Source organism: Streptomyces sp. NPDC059224 (assembly GCF_042754285.1).
Classification (GTDB): Bacteria; Actinomycetota; Actinomycetes; order Streptomycetales; family Streptomycetaceae; genus Streptomyces.
This window is the reverse complement of record NZ_JBHZAN010000055.1, coordinates 12,088-31,218: the sequence shown is the minus strand read 5'-3', so window position 1 is coordinate 31,218 and position 19,131 is coordinate 12,088. Positions and strand designations below refer to the sequence as shown.

At 70.9% G+C, this 19,131-nt stretch carries 14 protein-coding genes and 1 pseudogene; 8 read left to right on the top strand and 7 right to left on the bottom strand.

The window, feature by feature from the left end; all coding sequences use genetic code 11:
* Window positions 1–65: 65 nt before the first annotated feature.
* The 4 genes from ACFXI4_RS40075 to ACFXI4_RS40060 all read left to right on the top strand — a co-directional run bounded on the left by ACFXI4_RS40075 (window position 66) and on the right by ACFXI4_RS40060 (window position 5,392).
* Window positions 66–1,070: a carbohydrate ABC transporter permease gene (locus ACFXI4_RS40075; RefSeq protein WP_385001223.1), complete on the top strand. Its 1,005-nt coding sequence runs from the start codon at window positions 66–68 to the stop codon at window positions 1,068–1,070.
* Between the two features lie 13 nt (window positions 1,071–1,083).
* Window positions 1,084–1,995, top strand: coding sequence for a carbohydrate ABC transporter permease (locus ACFXI4_RS40070; protein ID WP_362718498.1), 912 nt, complete (start codon window positions 1,084–1,086; stop codon window positions 1,993–1,995).
* Between the two features lie 210 nt (window positions 1,996–2,205).
* Window positions 2,206–3,867 (top strand): glycoside hydrolase family 13 protein, encoded by a 1,662-nt coding sequence (locus ACFXI4_RS40065; RefSeq protein WP_362718501.1) that lies wholly within the window; start codon window positions 2,206–2,208, stop codon window positions 3,865–3,867.
* Window positions 3,868–4,018: 151 nt separating this feature from the next.
* Entirely contained in the window at window positions 4,019–5,392 is a 1,374-nt protein-coding gene (locus tag ACFXI4_RS40060) for an alpha-amylase family protein (protein WP_385001218.1), read from the top strand.
* A 67-nt stretch (window positions 5,393–5,459) separates the two neighbouring features.
* Here the strand turns inward: ACFXI4_RS40060 and ACFXI4_RS40055 are convergent, their stop codons facing one another.
* The 4 genes from ACFXI4_RS40055 to ACFXI4_RS40040 form a co-directional block, all read right to left on the bottom strand.
* Window positions 5,460–6,050, bottom strand: a complete 591-nt coding sequence (locus ACFXI4_RS40055; protein ID WP_385001215.1) for a DUF4232 domain-containing protein — start codon at window positions 6,048–6,050, stop codon at window positions 5,460–5,462.
* On the bottom strand, window positions 6,025–6,555 hold the full coding sequence (locus ACFXI4_RS40050) for a carbohydrate-binding module family 20 domain-containing protein (RefSeq protein ID WP_385001259.1): 531 nt from the start codon (window positions 6,553–6,555) through the stop codon (window positions 6,025–6,027). The genes ACFXI4_RS40055 and ACFXI4_RS40050 overlap by 26 nt, the downstream gene beginning before the upstream one ends.
* 103 nt (window positions 6,556–6,658) lie before the next feature.
* Window positions 6,659–7,177, bottom strand: a complete 519-nt coding sequence (locus tag ACFXI4_RS40045) for an alpha amylase C-terminal domain-containing protein (protein WP_385001212.1) — start codon at window positions 7,175–7,177, stop codon at window positions 6,659–6,661.
* Between the two features lie 2 nt (window positions 7,178–7,179).
* On the bottom strand, window positions 7,180–7,410 hold the full coding sequence (locus tag ACFXI4_RS40040; RefSeq protein ID WP_385001209.1) for a hypothetical protein: 231 nt from the start codon (window positions 7,408–7,410) through the stop codon (window positions 7,180–7,182).
* 200 nt (window positions 7,411–7,610) lie between these two features.
* On the opposite strand from ACFXI4_RS40040, the gene pulA reads away from it, so the two are divergent.
* The 3 genes from pulA to ACFXI4_RS40025 all read left to right on the top strand — a co-directional run bounded on the left by pulA (window position 7,611) and on the right by ACFXI4_RS40025 (window position 15,079).
* Window positions 7,611–12,983: a pullulanase-type alpha-1,6-glucosidase gene (gene pulA / locus ACFXI4_RS40035; RefSeq protein ID WP_385001206.1), complete on the top strand. Its 5,373-nt coding sequence runs from the start codon at window positions 7,611–7,613 to the stop codon at window positions 12,981–12,983.
* Window positions 12,984–13,055: 72 nt separating this feature from the next.
* A complete protein-coding gene (locus ACFXI4_RS40030; RefSeq protein ID WP_385001203.1) occupies window positions 13,056–14,678 on the top strand; it encodes a SpoIIE family protein phosphatase in 1,623 nt (540 codons plus the stop codon).
* A gap of 35 nt (window positions 14,679–14,713) precedes the next feature.
* Complete coding sequence (locus ACFXI4_RS40025) at window positions 14,714–15,079, top strand: 5-carboxymethyl-2-hydroxymuconate Delta-isomerase (protein ID WP_385001200.1); 366 nt, start codon at window positions 14,714–14,716, stop codon at window positions 15,077–15,079.
* A gap of 151 nt (window positions 15,080–15,230) precedes the next feature.
* Here the strand turns inward: ACFXI4_RS40025 and ACFXI4_RS40020 are convergent, their stop codons facing one another.
* From ACFXI4_RS40020 to ACFXI4_RS40010, 3 genes and pseudogenes are all read right to left on the bottom strand, one after another.
* Window positions 15,231–15,920: a TetR/AcrR family transcriptional regulator gene (locus ACFXI4_RS40020; RefSeq protein WP_362731235.1), complete on the bottom strand. Its 690-nt coding sequence runs from the start codon at window positions 15,918–15,920 to the stop codon at window positions 15,231–15,233.
* 56 nt (window positions 15,921–15,976) lie between these two features.
* Window positions 15,977–16,528, bottom strand: a pseudogene (locus ACFXI4_RS40015) (flavin reductase family protein); the annotation flags it as partial.
* Window positions 16,529–16,580: 52 nt separating this feature from the next.
* Entirely contained in the window at window positions 16,581–18,509 is a 1,929-nt protein-coding gene (locus ACFXI4_RS40010) for a hypothetical protein (protein ID WP_385001197.1), read from the bottom strand.
* Window positions 18,510–18,668: 159 nt separating this feature from the next.
* Between ACFXI4_RS40010 and ACFXI4_RS40005 the strand changes: the two genes are divergently transcribed.
* Complete coding sequence (locus tag ACFXI4_RS40005; RefSeq protein WP_362727852.1) at window positions 18,669–19,076, top strand: hypothetical protein; 408 nt, start codon at window positions 18,669–18,671, stop codon at window positions 19,074–19,076.
* The last annotated feature ends 55 nt before the right edge of the window (window positions 19,077–19,131 follow it).

Below are 19,131 nucleotides of genomic sequence, written 5' to 3'. Positions count from 1 at the left end.
AGAGGGTCCGGCGGCCACCGGCCTGTGCCCAGCCCGATCCCGGAAAACCCAGAAGGTGTCGAACCATGACAGTCGCCATCGACCGCGCGACCGGCAAGCGCCACGGCGACCGCGCGCCCCGCCCCGGGCTGGGCCAGCGGATCCGCAGCAACTACCAGAAATACTGGTACGCCTACGCGATGATCGCCCCGGTGGCGGTCGTGCTCGGGGCGCTCGTCATCTACCCGCTGGTGTACGGCTTCTACCTGACGCTGACGGACGCCAACAGCCTGAACACCGCCCGCACCATCGGCGTCAACCACATCGACGCCACCTACAAGTTCATCGGCCTGGACAACTACAAGGACATCCTGTTCGGCCCGACGTCCTACGACCGCTTCTGGTCGCACTTCGTCTGGACGATCGTCTGGACCGCGCTCTGCGTCACCCTGCACTACACCATCGGCCTGGGCCTCGCCCTGCTGCTCAACGAGAAGTTCCGCGGCCGCACCTTCTACCGCATGGTCCTGGTGCTGCCCTGGGCGGTGCCCACCTTCGTCACCGTGTTCGGCTGGCGGTTCATGCTCGCCGACGGCGGCATCATCAACGCGACCCTGCACTTCCTCCATCTGCCGCAACCCGACTGGCTGGAGGACACCTTCTGGCAGCGGGCGGCCGCCATCCTCGTCAACACCTGGTGCGGTGTGCCGTTCATGATGCTCTCGCTGCTCGGCGGCCTCCAGGCCATCGACGGCACGCTCTACGAGGCCGCCGAGATGGACGGCGCGACCGCCTGGCAGCGCTTCCGCCACGTCACCCTTCCGGGTCTGCGGTCCGTCAGCTCCACGGTGGTCCTCCTCGGCATCATCTGGACGTTCAACCAGTTCGCCGTCATCTTCCTGCTGTTCGGCAACACGGCCCCCGACGCGCAGATCCTGGTCACCTGGGCCTACTACCTCGGTTTCGGGCAGCAGCCGCGTGACTTCGCCCAGTCCGCCGCCTACGGCATGCTGCTGCTGGCCGTCCTGATCGTCTTCACCTCCTTCTACCGCCGCTGGCTCAACCGCAACGACCAGCAGCTCGCGATCTGAGGCAGGAGTTCCCATGAGTACGACCACTGTCGAGACCTCCGCCCAGGTCGCCGAGGAGGCCCCTGTGACCAGCAGTACCCGCCGTGTCCGCGGCCGGGGCGAGCGCGGCCCGCTCGGCACCGCCGTCACCCACGGCATCCTGGGCGTCGCGAGCCTGATCGCGTTCTTCCCGGTCGGCTGGCTGATCTTCCTGTCCCTCGGCCCGGACAAGGACGACTACCTCCATCCGAGTGGCATCTGGCACAAGATGACGCTGGACAACTACTCCTTCGTCCTCCAGCACACCGGCTTCTGGGACTGGTTCAGGACGACGATGATCGTCGTCGGCGGTACCACGGTCATCGGGCTGATCCTCGCCTCCACCACCGGCTACGCCGTCTCCCGGATGCGGTTCCCGGGGTACCGGAAGTTCATGTGGCTGCTGCTGGTCACCCAGATGTTCCCGATCGCCGTCCTGATCGTGCCGATGTACCAGATCCTGTCGCGGCTCGGCCTCATCGACAGCTACCTCGGGCTGATCCTGGTCTACTGCACCACCGTCGTCCCCTACACGGCCTGGCTGCTCAAGGGCTACTTCGACACGATCCCCTTCGAGATCGACGAGGCCGGCCGGGTCGACGGGCTCTCGCCGTTCGGCACCTTCTTCCGGCTGATCCTGCCCCTGGCCAAGCCGGGCCTCGCGGTCGCCGCGTTCTACAACTTCCTCACCGCCTTCGGCGAGGTGGCGTTCGCGTCCACGTTCATGCTCAGCGACGACAAGTACACCTTCGCGGTGGGGCTGCAGAGCTTCATCAGCGAGCACGACGCGCAGCGCAACCTGATGACCGCGACGGCCGTGCTGATCGCGATACCGGTGGCCGTGTTCTTCTACCTCGTGCAGAAGAACCTGGTGACCGGGCTCACCGCCGGCGGCACGAAGGGCTGACCGCCCGGTGCAGCCGCGAGGGCCGTCGTCCGTCCGCGGCCTCACCGTGGCTGGTCGCGCAGTTCCTCCCCCAGCCTTCGGCCGGGGGGACCCAGCGCCCCTTCGGGCGCGGGGTGGCGGCCGCGGTCACCATCCGACCCCGCTGCGACCGCGGCCGCCCCATCCCTCACCTACCTCTGACCGATGACTCCGTTACGCATCAAGGACGCCATGAGCCAGCAGCAATCCGCCGCACCGGCCACCGCCACGACCACCGTCGCCCGTCGCCGCGACTGGTGGCGGGACGCGGTGATCTACCAGGTCTATCCGCGCAGCTTCGCCGACAGCAACGGCGACGGTATGGGCGATCTGGAGGGCGTACGTTCCAGACTCCCGTACCTGCGCGACCTCGGCATCGACGCCGTGTGGCTCAGCCCGTTCTACGCCTCCCCGCAGGCCGACGCCGGCTACGACGTCGCCGACTACCGGGCCGTGGACCCGATGTTCGGCAACCTGCTCGACGCGGACGCGCTGATCCGGGACGCCCATGAGCTGGGCCTGCGGATCATCGTCGACCTGGTCCCGAACCACTCCTCCGACCAGCACGAGTGGTTCAAGCGGGCACTGGCGGAAGGCCCCGGCTCGCCGCTGCGGGACCGGTACCACTTCCGCCCGGGCAAGGGCGCGAACGGCGAACTGCCGCCCAACGACTGGGAGTCCATCTTCGGCGGCCCGGCCTGGACGCGGGTGCCGGACGGCGAGTGGTACCTGCACCTCTTCGCGCCGGAGCAGCCCGACTTCAACTGGGAGCACCCGGCCGTCGGCGACGAGTTCCGCTCCATCCTGCGCTTCTGGCTGGACATGGGCGTGGACGGTTTCCGGATCGACGTGGCGCACGGCCTGGTGAAGGCGGCGGGTCTGCCCGACCTCGGCGGCGCGGACCAGCTGAAGCTGCTGGGCAACGATGTCATGCCGTTCTTCGACCAGGACGGCGTGCACGAGATCTACCGGCAGTGGCGGCACGTCCTCGACGAGTACGCGGGCGAGCGCATCTTCGTGGCCGAGGCCTGGACCCCGACCGTGGAACGCACCGCCAACTACGTCCGCCCGGACGAACTGCACCAGGCCTTCAACTTCCAGTACCTGAGCACCGCCTGGGACGCGAAGGAGCTGCGCGCGGTCATCGACCGCACCCTGGAGGCGATGCGCCCGGTCGGCGCCCCCGCCACCTGGGTGCTGTCCAACCACGACGTCACCCGGCACGCCACCCGCTTCGCCAACCCGCCCGGCCTCGGTACCCAGATCCGCACCGCCGGTGACCGGGAGCTCGGGCTGCGCAGGGCACGGGCGGCCAGCCTCCTCATGCTCGCGCTGCCCGGGTCCGCGTACGTCTACCAGGGCGAGGAGCTGGGCCTCCCGGACGTCGTCGACCTGCCCGACGAGGTCCGCCAGGACCCCGCGTACTTCCGTGGCGCCGGGCAGGACGGCTTCCGGGACGGCTGCCGGGTGCCGATCCCCTGGACGCGGGAGGGCTCGTCGTACGGCTTCGGCGACGGGGGCAGCTGGCTTCCGCAGCCCGCGAGCTGGGGGGAGCTGAGCATCGAGGCGCAGACCGGGGTGGCGGGCTCCACCCTGGAGCTGTACCGGTCCGCGCTGCGCGTGCGTCGTGCCCAGTCCGACCTGGGTGCGGGCGAGGCGGTGGAGTGGCTGCGCGCCGCGGACGGCGTACTCGCCTTCCGGCGCGGGGAGTTCGTGTGCGTCGCGAACACCGGCGGGGAGTCGGTGACCACTCCGGCGTACGGCCGGATGCTCCTGGCCAGCGGTGAGGTGACCGAGGCGGACGGCGAGGCGAAGCTGCCGGCCGACACCACCGTGTGGTGGAGCACCGCCTGACGGACCATCACGCAGTAATTTATTGCGGCAACTTCTGAGGGCCCGCTACCCATCCGGGGAGCGGGCCCTTAACATCTGCGCAACCGCAAGGTTTCAGCAACCTTTCAGCAAGAGCCTTCCATGGCGCCTTCAATGTCGAAGGAACCCCCACATGGCATCCAAGACCCTCTCCGCCGCGCTGGCGCTCGCCGCCTGTAGCGTTGTCATGACCCCGTCCGTCGCCTCCGCCTCCCCGCCCGGCACCAAGGACGTCACCGCCGTCCTCTTCGAGTGGAAGTACGCCTCGGTCGCCAAGGAGTGCACCGCCACCCTGGGCCCCGCCGGCTACGGATACGTCCAGGTCTCCCCGCCCGCCGAGCACATACAGGGCTCCCAGTGGTGGACCTCCTACCAGCCGGTGTCGTACAAGATCGCGGGCCGGCTCGGCGACCGCACGGCCTTCCAGAACATGGTGAACACCTGCCACTCGGCCGGTGTGAAGGTGGTCGTCGACTCGGTCGTCAACCACATGTCGGCGGGCAGCGGCACCGGCACCGGCGGCTCGTCGTACACGAAGTACGACTACCCCGGCCTGTACTCCTCCTACGACTTCGACGACTGCACCTCGCCCGTCTCCAACTACTCCGACCGGTGGAACGTCCAGCACTGCGAGCTCGTCGGCCTCGCCGACCTGGACACCGGCGAGGAGTACGTCCGCAAGACCATCGCCGGCTACCTGAACGACCTGCTGAGCCTCGGCGTCGACGGCTTCCGCATCGACGCGGCCAAGCACATCCCGGCCGAGGACCTCGCCAACATCAAGTCCCGGCTCACCAACCCGTCGGCCTACTGGAAGCAGGAGGTCATCTACGGCGCCGGCGAGGCCGTCCAGCCCACCGAGTACACCGGCAACGGGGACGTCCAGGAGTTCCGCTACGCCTACGACCTCAAGCGTGTCTTCAACGACGAGAACCTCGCCTACCTCAAGAACTACGGTGAGGGCTGGGGGTACATGAGCAGCTCGGTCGCCGGGGTCTTCGTCGACAACCACGACACCGAGCGCAACGGGTCGACCCTCAACTACAAGGACGGCGCCAACTACACCCTGGCCAACGTCTTCATGCTCGCCTACCCCTACGGCGCCCCGGACATCAACTCCGGTTACGAGTGGTCCGACGCCGACGCGGGGCCGCCGAACGGCGGGACGGTCAACGCCTGCTGGCAGGACGGCTGGAAATGCCAGCACGCCTGGCCGGAGATCATCCGCATGGTCGCCTTCCGCAACGCGGTGCGCGGCCAGGCGGTGACGAACTGGTGGGACGACGGGGCCGACGCGATCGCCTTCGGACGGGGCACGAAGGGATACGTGGCGATCAACCACGAGACGGGGTCCCTCACCCGGACCTACCAGACGTCCCTGCCGGCGGGCACCTACTGCAACGTGCAGAACAACACGAGCGTGACGGTGAACGGCTCCGGACAGTTCACCGCGACCCTCGGCAGCAACACGGCCCTCGCGGTCTACGCCGGGAAGTCCACCTGCTGATCCTTCCGGCTCCGCCGGTTCCTGCCGCGGGCGGACCTGTCCGCCCGCGGCGTCGTCGGCCGCGTGGTCACGGGGTGATGTCGATGTGCTTGGCCAGGGCGGTGACCGAGAGGTCGGCGTGGTCGACCCACTGCGGGAAGGCGCCCGTCCTGTGCTGGGTGGCGGCGGGCGGGGTGATCTCCAGGTAGGAGGCGTGCACCGCGTCCGAGGTGCCGGTGTTGGCGTGCGTCCAGGCCGCGACGGCCTCGGCGCTCTCCCCGTCCTTCAGCACCAGGGTCTTCTTGCCGGGGTCCTTGGCGTACCAGGTGCTGCCCCAGTGCGTGTGGGTGGTGAGCGCGTGGTGCGCGGAGTTCTCCAGACCGAGACCGGGGTAGCCACGCAGGACGCAGGTCCTGCCGCTGAGGTTGCGCAGTCTGATGACGACACCCTCGTGGTTCATGCCGCCGGCGAGCTGCCGGCCGAAGGTGGCCTTGAGCGCGCCCGCGGAGCAGGTCGGCACCGGATTCGCGGTGCTCTGGCTCGCCGCCTCCGCGGTGCCCGCCCAGGCGAGCCCCAGGCCGGTGACGGCGGCCACGGCGAGCACCGTGCGCCCGAGCCTGCGGTAAGCGCGGTGCTCGGCGGTGCGGGCCTGGTCAGTGATGTTCCGGTGATCGTTCACGGTGACAGTGCTCCACTCGTGCTCCGCGGCGCACTCGGCGACGGTGTCTCCACCCTCGTCGCGCGCCGTCCTCTGGTGACCTACACCAGGTTCGATGCGCGATACGGCCGATTTGTTCACCGGAGCACGGAAAATCTCCCACGTGTCGCTTGCCCCGGTGCCCCACCCGCCGGAGACGGGTGGGGCACCGGCGCCTTCGCTGCTTCCAGCTGTCGCTCGTCGTGTAACCGGAGGAGCCGTCCGTGGTGTAGGAGCGGTTGGTGCCCGACCCCCACGTCACGTTCCCCGAGCCGTCCTTCTGGACGTACGTGTAGGTGAAGGCCGTGTTCTTCGGGACGATCACCAGCCTGCTCCAGGTCGGGTACGACTCCGACGACAGGGGAACGGCGTCGGCGGTGTTCCAGGAGCCGAGGGACGCGACCGAGCCGACGACGTGGACGTCGGTGCCCCAGCCGGTGGTGGCGTACTCGTGGAAGGTGACGTCGGTGGCCGGGCCGCTCGCCAGGTTCCAGGAGCTGTTCAGCGAGAGCGCCGAGGTCGTGGTCGCCGTTCTATTGGTGTTCGATTCCCGCGTGACGTTCCCGGAGGCGTCCCTCTTCAGGTGTTTGTTAGGTGAAGGACGTGTTGAGCGGGACGTTCGCCGCGCCCGACCGGACCGGGTAGCCGCAGGACGACAGCCGGACCGCCTTCGGGGCGTCCCGGCCGCCCGGCGCGTCGATGGAGCCGGCGACGCAGGTGGCGCCGCCGTCGACCACGTCGGAGTACGTGCCGTCGGCCATGCCGGTCGCGAAGGTGCAGGCCACCGCGCCCGAACCGTTGTTGACGGCGAAGAAACCGGCGCCGCTGCGGCCGAAGCCGATGACCGGGGACGACTTGGTCTGCCAGTCGGAGACGGCCGCGCCGCCGGTCGCGTGGTGCCGGGCGACCATGCCGACGACGGCCGTGTCCCGGTCCAGGCGGTCCCAGCCGTTGGAGCAGTCGGTGTCGGTGACGAACCCGGCCGAGTTCGGCGGCGCCTGGTCGCTCTGCGTCCACTGCCGGCCGGCGTAGACGGTCGGCGTCGACCACTTGTGGGCCGGCTCGAAGAGGTTGGCGAGCTTGTGGCTGTCGCCGTCCTTGCAGCTCATGTTCAAGCCGTTGCGTTCGGTGTCGTGGTTGGGCCGAGGGCGTCGGTGCATCCGGACGCGATCGAGTTCCGGTTCCCCTCCCACGGGCCGGCGATCGTATTGCCCTTGGCCGTGGTGTCCGCCTGTGCGGGCGCGGCCGGGAGGGCGATCGGGCCGGCCAGGGCGAGGGTGCCCGCGGTGAGCGCGCCCGCCGTGCGGCGGAGGGCGCCCGGGGGTCGGTGCCCGGTGGTCATGTGCGGCTCCGGAGCGACTCCAGAAGGAGGGAGCGGGCCTCAACAACCCGTCAGAGTGCGGCAGTTGAGAAGAGCACGTCAATACAGTGGTTGAAAGTTCTTTCTGTGAATTGCAAGGCTCTTGCTGTAAGCCTTTCGACGGCGGTACGGTCGCGCGGGGTCGGACCCAACAGAGCCGCAATCGCTAGGAGTTCACACCGGTGATACATGTCAGACGGGTCGCGGCCGTCGCCGTCGCCGCCCTCGCCGCCGCGCTCGTGCAGCCCCTCGCCGCACATGCCGCCGCACCGCCCGCACCGCCCTCCGACGCGAAGCTCGCGGCCGAGCCCGCCCGGCACGACGACACCCGTGAGCAGTTCTACTTCGTCATGCCGGACCGTTTCGCCAACGGTGACACCGGCAACGACAAGGGCGGCCTCACCGGCTCCCGCCTCTCCACCGGCTACGACCCCACCGACAAGGGCTTCTACCAGGGCGGTGACCTCAGGGGCCTGACCAAGCGGCTCGACTACATCAAGGGGCTCGGCACCACCGCCCTCTGGATGGCCCCGATCTTCAAGAACAAGCCGGTGCAGGGCACGGGCAGCAACGCCTCGGCCGGCTACCACGGCTACTGGATCACCGACTTCACCCAGGTCGACCCGCACTTCGGGACCAACAAGGACCTGGAGACCCTGATCTCCAAGGCGCACGCCAAGGGGATGAAGGTCTTCTTCGACGTCATCACCAACCACACCGCCGACGTCGTCGACTACGAGGAGAAGTCCTACGACTACCTCTCCAAGGGCGCCTTCCCCTACCTGACCAAGGACGGCCGCCCCTTCGACGACGCCGACTACGCGGCCGGCGGCAAGGGGTTCCCCGCCGTCTCCGACGCCTCCTTCCCGCGCACGCCCACCGTGGCCAGCCGGTCGAAGGTGCCCTCCTGGCTCAACGACCCGACGATGTACCACAACCGGGGCGACTCCACGTTCGCCGGCGAGTCCGCCACCGACGGCGACTTCTCCGGCCTCGACGACCTGTGGACCGAGCGTCCCGAGGTCGTCAGCGGCATGGAGAAGATCTACCAGCGGTGGGTGCGGGACTACGACGTCGACGGCTTCCGGATCGACACCGTGAAGAACGTCGACATGGAGTTCTGGACGCAGTGGGCGACCGCGCTCGACACCTACGCGGCGCGGCAGGGGCGTAAGAACTTCTTCATGTTCGGCGAGACCTACTCCGCCGACACCTCGGTCACCTCCCCGTACGTCACCCAGGGGCGGCTGGACGCGACCCTGGACTTCCCCTTCCAGGACGCGGCCCGCGCCTACGCCTCCCAGGGCGGCAGCGCGCAGAAGCTCGCCTCGGTCTTCGGCGACGACTACAAGTACACGACCGACAAGGCCAACGCGTACGAGCAGGTCACCTTCCTCGGCAACCACGACATGGGGCGGATCGGGTACTTCCTGGAGCAGGACAACCCGAAGGCCACGGACGCCCAGCTGCTGGCCAAGGACCGGCTCGCCAACGAGGTGATGTTCCTCAGCCGGGGCAACCCGGTCGTCTACTACGGCGACGAGCAGGGCTTCACCGGCTCGGGCGGGGACAAGGACGCCCGGCAGACGATGTTCGCGTCGAAGGTCGCCGACTATCTCGACGACGACGAGATCGGCACCGACCGGACCGCCGCGAGCGACGCCTATGACACCAGTGCGCCGCTCTACCGGCAGATCAGCGCTCTTTCCAAGCTGCGCGCGGCCAACCCGGCCCTCGCCGACGGGGTGCAGACAGAGCGCTACGCGGCCGACGGCGCCGGCGTCTACGCGTTCACCCGGACGGACGCGAGGACCGGCCAGGAGTACGTCGTCGCCTTCAACAACGCCGAGGCGGCGAAGACGGCGACCTTCACCACCGGCTCCGCCGGCATGCGCTACCGCGCGCTCTACGGCACGGACTCCACCCTGACCTCCGACGGCGCGGACCGGCTGACCGTCACCGTCCCGGCCGGATCCGCCGTCGTCTACAAGGCCGCCGGCCCCCTCGCGAGGCCCGCCACGAGCCCGGAGATCACCCTCGCCGCCCCGGCCGCCGGCGCCACCGGCACCGTCGGCCTCACCGCGAACGTCACCGGCGGTCAGCTCAACCGGGTGGTCTTCGCCGCCCAGGTCGGCAACGGCAGGTGGACCACGCTCGGCTCCGCCGACCACGCCCCCTACCGGGTCACCCAGACCCTCGCCGCCGACGTGCCGGCCGGCACCGCGCTGCGCTACAAGGCGGTCGTCGTCGACTCGGCGGGCCACCGCACCGCCGCCACGGCCGAGAGCGCCTCCGGCACCCCGCCGGTCCCCGAGACCCCCACCGCCTCCTCCCGCGACTACGCGATCGTCCACTACAAGCGCACCGACGGCGACTACGCCGACTGGGGCCTGTACGCCTGGGGCGACATCGCCGACGGCGAGGCGACCACCTGGCCCGCCGGCCACCCGTTCACCGGCCGTGACGCGTACGGCGCCTTCGCGTACGTCAAGCTGAAGCCAGGTGCCTCGAACGTGGGCTTCCTCGTCGTCGACAAGGACGGCGACAAGGACGTCTCCGCCGACCGCTCCATCGACGTCACCGAAACGGGCGAGGTCTGGATCGAACAGGGGAAGGCGGACGTGATGACCGAACGGCCCGCCTACCCCGCCCAGGACACCGCCGAGGCGGTCATCCACTACCACCGTGCCGACGGGGACTACGACGGCTGGGGCCTGCACGTCTGGACGGGCGCCGCGAACCCCACCGACTGGTCGAGCCCCCTCAAGCCGGTGCGGACCGACGCCTACGGCGCCGTCTTCGAGGTGCCGCTCACCGACGGCGCCACCAGCCTCAGCTACATCCTGCACGACGGCGACGAGAAGGATCTGCCCGCCGACCAGTCCCTGGACCTCAAGGCCGACGGCTACGAGGCGTGGCTGCTGAACGGCCAGGAGCAGTACCTGCTCCCGCAGCCCGCGGGCAGCGCCGCCGCCCTCGACCTGACCACCTCCAAGGCGGTCTGGATCGACCGTGACACGGTCGCCTGGGACGGTGTCGACGGCGCCGTCTCCACGCAGCTCCTCTACTCCCGCGACGGTTCGATCGCCGTCAAGGACGGGACGCTGACGAGCGACGACGAGCGGTGGCTGCGGCTGACGAAGACCACCCTCACCGACGCCCAGAAGGCCAGGTTCCCGCACCTGAAGGAGTACACCGCCTGGTCGGTCGACCCGCGCGACCGGGGCCGGGTGCGCGAGGCGCTGGGCGGACAGCTCGTCGCCTCCCAGCGGACCGCGAACGGCGCGGTTCTGGCCGCGACCGGGGTCCAGACCGCCGGGGTGCTCGACGACCTGTACGCCAAGGCGACGACGGCCAGTCTCGGCCCGGTCTTCCACCGCGGAAAGCCGACCCTCTCCGTCTGGGCGCCGACCGCACAGAGCGTGGGAGTCGAGATCGACGGCTCCACCGTGGCCATGAAGCGGAACGCCAGCACCGGCGTCTGGTCCGTCACCGGCCCCGGGTCCTGGAAGAACAAGCCCTACCGGTACGTCGTGAAGGTCTGGGCTCCCAGCGTCCGCAAGGTGGTGACCAACAAGGTCACCGACCCCTACTCGGTCGCCCTGACCGCGAACTCCGAGCGCAGCCTCGTCGTCGACCTGGACGACCGGTCCCTCGCCCCCGGCGGCTGGTCCGGCTACACCAAGCCCAAGGCGGTGCCCCTGAAGGACGCCCAGATCCAGGAACTGCACGTCCGGGACTACTCGGTGGCGGACTCCACGGTCCCGGCCGCCGACCGGGGCACGTACCTGGCCTTCACCGACAAGGGCAGCGACGGCTCGAAGCACCTGCGTGAACTCGCGAAGTCCGGTACGTCGTACGTCCATCTCCTCCCGGCCTTCGACTTCGCCACCGTGCCCGAGAGGAAGGCGGACCAGGCGAGCCCCGGCTGCGATCTCGCCTCCTACCCCGCCGACTCCGACCGACAGCAGGAGTGCGTCGCCGCGACCGCCGCCAAGGACGCCTACAACTGGGGTTACGACCCCTATCACTTCACGGTCCCCGAGGGCTCGTACGCCACCGACCCCGACGGCACCGCCCGCACGGTCCAGTTCCGGCAGATGGTCAAGTCGCTGAACGAGGACGGCCTGCGGGTCGTCATGGACGTCGTCTACAACCACACGGCCGCCAGCGGGCAGGCGGACACGTCCGTCCTCGACAAGATCGTGCCCGGCTACTACCAGCGGCTGCTCGCCGACGGCTCGGTCGCGAACAGCACCTGCTGCGCCAACACCGCTCCCGAGAACGCCATGATGGGCAAGCTGGTGGTCGACTCGATCGTCACCTGGGCCAAGGAGTACAAGGTCGACGGCTTCCGCTTCGACCTGATGGGCCACCACCCGAAGGCCAACATCCTGGCCGTCCGGAAGGCCCTGGACGCGCTGACCCTCGCGAAGGACGGCGTCGACGGCAAGAAGATCATCCTGTACGGCGAGGGCTGGAACTTCGGCGAGGTCGCCGACGACGCCCGCTTCGTGCAGGCCACCCAGGCCCACATGGCCGGCACCGGCGTCGCCACCTTCTCCGACCGGGCCCGGGACGCCGTACGCGGCGGCAGCCCCTTCGACGAGGACCCCGGCGTCCAGGGCTTCGCGTCCGGGCTGTACACCGACCCCAACGCGTCGACGGCCAACGGCACTGCGGCCGAGCAGAAGGCCCGGCTGCTGCACTACCAGGACCTGATCAAGATCGGCCTGAGCGGCAACCTGGCCGCGTACCGGTTCACCGACACCGACGGCAAGGAGGTCACCGGCGCCGAGGTCGACTACAACGGCTCGCCCGCCGGGTACGCGGACGCGCCCGGTGACGCCCTCGCCTATGTCGACGCGCACGACAACGAGTCGCTGTTCGACGCGCTGACGTACAAGCTGCCGGCCGGCACCAGCGCCCCCGCCCGGGCCCGGATGCAGGTCCTCGCGATGGCCACGGCCGCCCTGTCGCAGGGCCCGTCGCTCTCCCAGGCGGGCACGGACCTGCTCCGCTCCAAGTCCCTGGACCGCAACTCCTTCGACAGCGGCGACTGGTTCAACGCCATCCACTGGAACTGCTCCGACGGCAACGGCAACGGCTTCGGGCGCGGGCTGCCGATGGCCGCCGACAACGCCTCCAAGTGGCCGTACGCCAAGACGCTGCTGGGTTCGGTGCGGGTCGGCTGCGCGGAGATCGACGAGACCTCGGCCGCCTACCGTGATCTGCTGAGAATCCGTACGACCGACAGTGTGTTCTCGCTGGACACGGCTGGACAGGTGCAGTCGAAGCTCTCGTTCCCGCTGTCCGGAAAGGACGAGACGCCCGGCGTGATCACGATGGAACTCGGTGATCTGGTCGTCGTGTTCAACGCGACGCCGGAACGCCAGGAACAGCGGGTCGGCGCGCTGGCCGGAACGGGATACCGGCTGCATCCGGTGCAGGCGGCAGGGGCCGATCCCGTCGTCAAGTCCGCATCGTACGACCGGAGCGCGGGTACGTTCACCGTTCCGGGGCGCACTGTGGCGGTGTTCTCCCGGACCGCGTGACATCGGCATTACGTTGGTGGGGCAGGCCCAGAACCGGGTGCTGCCCCACCGGCGTTGTCCAGGGGTTGGTAAATGGACGTCAACGGCAACCTCGCCGACACCACCGTGCTGATCGTGGACGACGAGGCCGCGAGCCGGTACGCGATGGGCACCGTGCTGCGCCGGGCCGGGCACGAGGTCGTCCCGGTCGCCCGCGGCCAGGAGGCGCTCAGCGAACTCGACGTACGGCTGCGCAAGGGCCGGCTGCCCGACGTGGCCCTCGTCGACGTGCACCTGCCGGACATGAGCGGCTTCGAGCTGTGCCGCCGGCTCAGGGAACGGCCGCACATGGCCGGTCTGCCCGTCGTGCACTTCTCGGCCCAGTCGGCCGTCCCGGCGGACCGCTGCCAGGGGCTGGAGACCGGCGCCGAGGCGTATCTGACCGTGCCCGCCGAGCCGGAGGACATCGAGGCCGCGGTCCGGGCCGCGGTCCGCGCCGCCCGGCTGCGCGCCGACGACCAGGCCCTGGTGCGGCGGCTCAGGCTGCTGTCGGAGACGATCGTCGCCATCCAGTCGGCGCGCTCGCTGCACGAACTGGCCGACGCGGCGGCGGACGGCGCCGCCCGGCTGCTCGGTGGCCCCGCCGCCGTCTTCGTCCTCGACCGGGACGGCGAGCTGTACCGTGGTCTGAGCCGCGCGCGCACCTCCCTCGCCCTGCCCGACGAGGGTGCCCACCGGGAGGTGGCCGGGCTGCTGCGGCGGCTCACCCGGGGACAGCCCGGGGTCCGGATCACCACCGTGCCGGCGCCGCTGTGGCCCACCGGGTTCTTCCGGCCCGGGGTGCAGCACGACGCCCGGCTGACCCTGGTCCTCACCCAGGACGGCAGGACACCGGTCTGTCTGGCCACCCCCACCCGCGGCCGGCGCCGGGTCAGCCCCGAGAACGAGGCGCTGCTGGCCCAGCTGGCCCAGGCCACCGCGCTCGCCGCCGAGCCGCTGCTCATGTACCAGGTGGAGCGGCACGTCGCGCTCACCCTCCAGCACAGCTTCCTGCCCCGTCCGCACCAGCTGCCCGAACTGCCGGGCGTCGACATAGCGGTGCGGTACGAGCCGGCCTCCCAGGAGACGGAGATCGGCGGCGACTTCTACGCCGCGCTACGGGTCGGCGACGGCGTGCTCACCGCGGTGGGGGACGTCGTCGGGCACTCGCTGGACGCGGCCACCGTCATGGTCGAACTGCGGCACGCGCTGCGCGCCTACTGCCTCGCGGAGAGCGACCCGGCCGCGCTCGCCGAGCGGCTCGACCAGCTCCTCCAGCACTACCACGCCGAGGTCACGGCCACCGTCTGCCTGGCCCTGATCGACCCCGGCACCGGACGCACCCGTATCGCCAACGCCGGCCACATCCCGCCGCTGATACTGGGCGACGACGGCAGCGCCGAGTACGTCAAGGCGTCCGGTCCGCTGCTCGGCGTGGGGCTGCCGCACCCGCCGCCCACCGAGCTGGTCCTCGGACCCACCGACCGGCTCCTCATGGTCACCGACGGCCTGATCGAGACCCGGGGCACCGACCTCTCGGTCTCGATGGAACAGCTCCGCGCCGCCGCCGTCGGCGCGCTGCCCGGCCTGGAGGCCCTCTGCGACACCCTGCTGGCCTGCTTCGGCCGGGACCGCGAGGACGACGTGGCCCTGCTGGCGCTGAGCCTTGCGGACTAGGCTGGGCGCCGGTTCCACGCTGCCCAGGAGGGTCCATGCCGCAGATCACCGTCGACTACTCGCACCCGGTGGAGGACGCCTTCGACTTCGGGGGATTCGCACGGGAGCTGCACGAGGCGGCCGCCGAGATCGCCGCGGCGAAGCCGGAGGCGTGCAAGACCCTGTTCAGGCCCACCGACTACTGCGCGTTCGGATACGAGGATCCCCGGGCGGGCGGCCACGCCATCGTGCACGTGACCTTCGGGCTCCTCGCCGGGCGCAGCGACGAGACGAAGGAGCGGCTGACGCAGGCCGCGCTGGAGCTGCTCCGCAAGTACGTCGAACCGGAGGACGGGGTCGTCCTGCACGCGTCCGCGGAGGTGCGGGACCTGGACGCGTCGTACCGCAAGTACGACGGCTAGGCCGGGGGTTCCGCCGCCCGGCGTCGTCGTTCGGCTGTCGTGCCCCGTAAGGCGCGCTGGGGGTACCCCGGCCGGAGGCTCGGGGAGGAACTGCGCGACCAGCCCGAACGGCGCCGCAGCCGCCGGCGGCACACGGCGCCCTCCCAGGTGGCTAGCCCGCCAGCGCGAGGAGGCGGACGGCCAGGTCGGCGAACGGGCCGTCGCCCGGCTCGTCCTTGACCATCCGCTTCAGCAGGGCGCTCATCTCCTCGTCGTGGGCGGCGCTGACGGCGGCCAGCGCCGCGAAGTCGTGCACGAGCTGGACCTCCAGTTCGGCACGGGGGATGCGCCGGCCGTCCAGCCAGATCAGCGCGGTCGACTCGGCGAGTGAGATCCAGGAGCGGATGACCAGTTCCAGACGGGCCGGCGCCTCGGTGACGTCGAGGTGCGCGAGGATCTGCTCGTAGGCGGCCTGCCGTACGGAGTCGATCAGCGCGTTGGTGGCCGAGGAGCCGACCGCGGGACCGCCGCGCATCAACGCGGCGAAGCCGGGACCGTGTTCGTCCACGAAGTCGAAGAACCGCCGCATCACCCGCAGCAGCCGCGACCCGAGCGGGCCTTCCCGCGGTTCGGCGAAACGGCCCGCAAGGTCCTCCGAGGCACGCTTCAACGCGGCCTCGTACAGGCTGAGTTTGCCGGGGAAGTAGTGGTAGACGAGGGGCCGCGAGATGCCCGCGGCCGACGCTATCTCGTCTATCGAGACCTCGTCGGGCGATCGGCGGCTGAACAGTTCGAGGGCGACGCCGATCAACTGCTGCCGCCGCTCCTCGACTCCCAATCTGCGGCGTACCCCGGTACTCATACGAACACCTTACCGATCGGATCCGGCCTCTCAGGGACCCGACCCGCCACCGGCGTTCACAGATCCAGCACAAGTCTCCCCCCGCGCGCCCGGGATACGCAGATCAGCATCGAGTCGGCACGCTCCGCGTCCGTCAGCAGCCCGATCCGGTGCTCCACCTCCCGGGCGCAGGAGTACGCCGTGTCGGGGAGCTCCGCCCGCACCGCGGCCAGCACCGTCGAGTCGGCCGGCACCGTCAACGTCCGCCCGGTGCGCCGCAGTTCCACCTCGAACTCACGGTCGACGGCGCCCCCGGTGTGCGGAGCGAAGCGTTCGAGGCGGACGGCGGGGAACCGCTCCTCGACCGCCGCCATCAGTCCCTGCGGGCCGCAGCAGTAGACCAGGGCGCCCTCGGGGACCGTCAGCGCGCCGAGGTCAGGGCGGCCGTCCTCGTCCTCGGCGACGACGGTGACCCGGTGGTCCCCGGCCGGCTCCGCCAGGAACGGCATCGAGGCCCGGCTGCGCCCGCAGTACAGCAGGCGCCACTCCACCCCCGCCGGCACGGCCCGCACCATGGACAGGACCGGGGTGATGCCGATGCCCCCGGCGACGAAGACGGAAGTGTCAGCAAGGGTCGGGCGCTGCCCGGCCAGGTACGGGCAGTGATCCTGCGAGGGATTCTCACCGCAGCCCGGTGATCTTGCTGCCGTCCTCCAGCGTTCCCGTCAGGTCGGCCTGTGCCCCCTGTTTCGCCCTGGCCGTGAGCAGCGTCCCCTGCGCCGACGCGGTGACCCCGCCGGTCGCCCGGACCGACGCCGTGTCGCGGCTGCCCGCGGCCAGCAGGTACCACTGCCCGGCCCCGGACTTCCACAACACCCCGGCCAGTACGTGCGGATCACGCGGGCCGCACGCCGTCACGTCGGACCCCTTCGCCGCCACCGCCCCGTACGGACTGCCCGGCGTCCGGAACTGGGCCAGCGACACCGCGCCGTCGCCCCGCCACGTCTCCGCTCGCGTGCACACCCAGGACCCGGTACCACCGGCGTCCGGCAGCGGCTGCTCGGCGAAGGCCCAGGCGTTGACGCTGCGCACCCCCGCGAACCGCTCCGCCGACAGCGAGCAGGCGAACGGTGCCCAGTCGCGCAGCGCCCGCGCACCCGAGGCGTCCTCGGTGTACCCGGGCCGGCCCGAGGTGAGGCGGGCGGGCACCAGCTCGCCCAGGTCGGTGGTGAGGTGCACGCCCTGCGCGTCGGTCAGCTGGAGCACGTTCCAGGACGTGCACGCCCCCTGCTGGAGGGCGGAGCCGGCCAGCGGACCGGTCACCCCGTCGGTCAGCCCGAGGTCCATCGCCCCCGAGGTCGGCTTCAGCAGGTCCCGCTCCGCCGCCCTGGTCACCCAGGGGGCCGTCAGATAGCGGACGTTGCCGTCGGAACGGCCGAGGACCAGCGCGTCCGCCTCGGCGCCGGTCGCACCGTCGACGCGGGCGAAGTCCAGGGCCGCGCCCTGCGTGCCGTCCTTCGGCTCGGCGTAACGGGCGATGCGCAGACCGTCGTAGAGGATCACCACCCGGGCGCCGTCGACGACGTCCGCGTAGAGCAGCTGGGGTGGTCCCGCCGGGCCGCCGGTCTGGGTGCCGGGGGTCGCCGAGACGCGGACGGTCTCACCGGGACGGGCCCAGACGGCGAGCGCCCGGCGCAGCAGCGCGGTGTCGCCGGTGAGGGCGCCGCGGGCGGGCCAGGCGGAGAAGTCGGTACGGGCGGCGGTCTTCCAGGCGGTGGATGGCGCCTTCGTCAGCTGGGCCGGGTCGAGGGCGGCCTGGGCCGCCGGGTTCTGCGCGTACACCGGAGCCGCCGCGCCGTCGGCGCCCCAGCCGCCGCCCGGCAGCGTGACCAGTGCGCCGCACACCGCGAGCGCGGCGGCCGCGGCGAGCGCGGCCTTGGTGTGCTGGCGGCGCCGCATCAGATCGGGGGGCCGGACCCGCAGGGAGCAGGGGTCGAACTCGGGGGAGCTGAGCAGCGCGTACTCGGCCGGCACGCCGTTCGCGTCGGCGAGCGCGGCGTCCGGGTGCTCGATCCCGGCCGCCGCCAGGATCCTGCGGACGTCGCCGTCGGGGAGCTGTTCGAGACCGCGCAGGGCGTAGGCGGCGCGGGCCGGCCCCGACAGGGTGGCGAGCCTCTGGTCCAGGGCGAGTTCGTCGGCGCCGCCGGAGCGCGGGAACAGCCGCAGGCCCCACACCTGGGGGAGCAGCGGTGGCAGCTGGGCCCGCCTGGGCCAGGCCGTGACCTTGAGGGGCCGGCCCGCCTCCAGTGCCGTACGCACCACTTCGAGGCGGACCAGGGCGTACCCGGGGTCGGTGTTCCGGCCGGTGGACTGGGCCGGGATCACCGGGGCCTGCCTGCGCCCCCGGGGCAGCGCCCGCTGGACCAGGGAGTGCGCGGTCAGGACACGGCGGCCCCGGGCCAGGCCCGGCGGCAGCACCAGGTAGGCGAGGCGGACCAGCCCCGGGTAGTGCTCGATGAGCGCGGCCTCGGCCTGCTCGACATCGACGGCCGGACCCGGGGCTCCGGTGGAGGCGGCTGCGTGACGCTGGGCTACATCCTGTGACTGCACGTCCTGGAGAACGAGCGAATCGGTGGCAGGTCACCGCCACGCGGGTGGCTGGGGCATCCTGGACCCCTCTTCGATTTGAGCGCCCCGTGCCCCGCAGCCGTATCGATGGGGAGGGCCCCGAAGGCATTCCCGGGGCCGGCAACGCGACCGGAGGAACAGATGAGGTTGACCCGACCGATGCTCGCCGCGGCCGGCGCGGCGGCCGTACTGGCGCTGGCGGGCTGTGGATCCGGTGACAGCACCGCGGAGGCGAAGATCCCGGTGGCCGCCACCGGCAGCCTGGAGAGCCTGGCCGCCAAGGTGAAGTGCACCCCGGACATGCAGATCGACTCCGACGAGGTCCGCCAGGCCATCTGCAAGACCTCCGCCGGCAAGTTCGTCTTCGCCACCTTCGCCACCGACCGCGGCCAGCGCGAGTGGATCAACGACGCCAAGGACTACGGCGGTTTCTACCTCGTCGGCCGCAAGTGGGTCGCCGTCGGCGACGACGTGGTGGTCAAGACGCTGCAGACCACGCTGGGCGGCGAGGAGGAGATCGGGACCGACCACAGCAAGCACACCGGCTGAACGTCCCGGCACACACAAGGAAGCGGGCGGTGGGAGATTCCCACCGCCCGCTCCG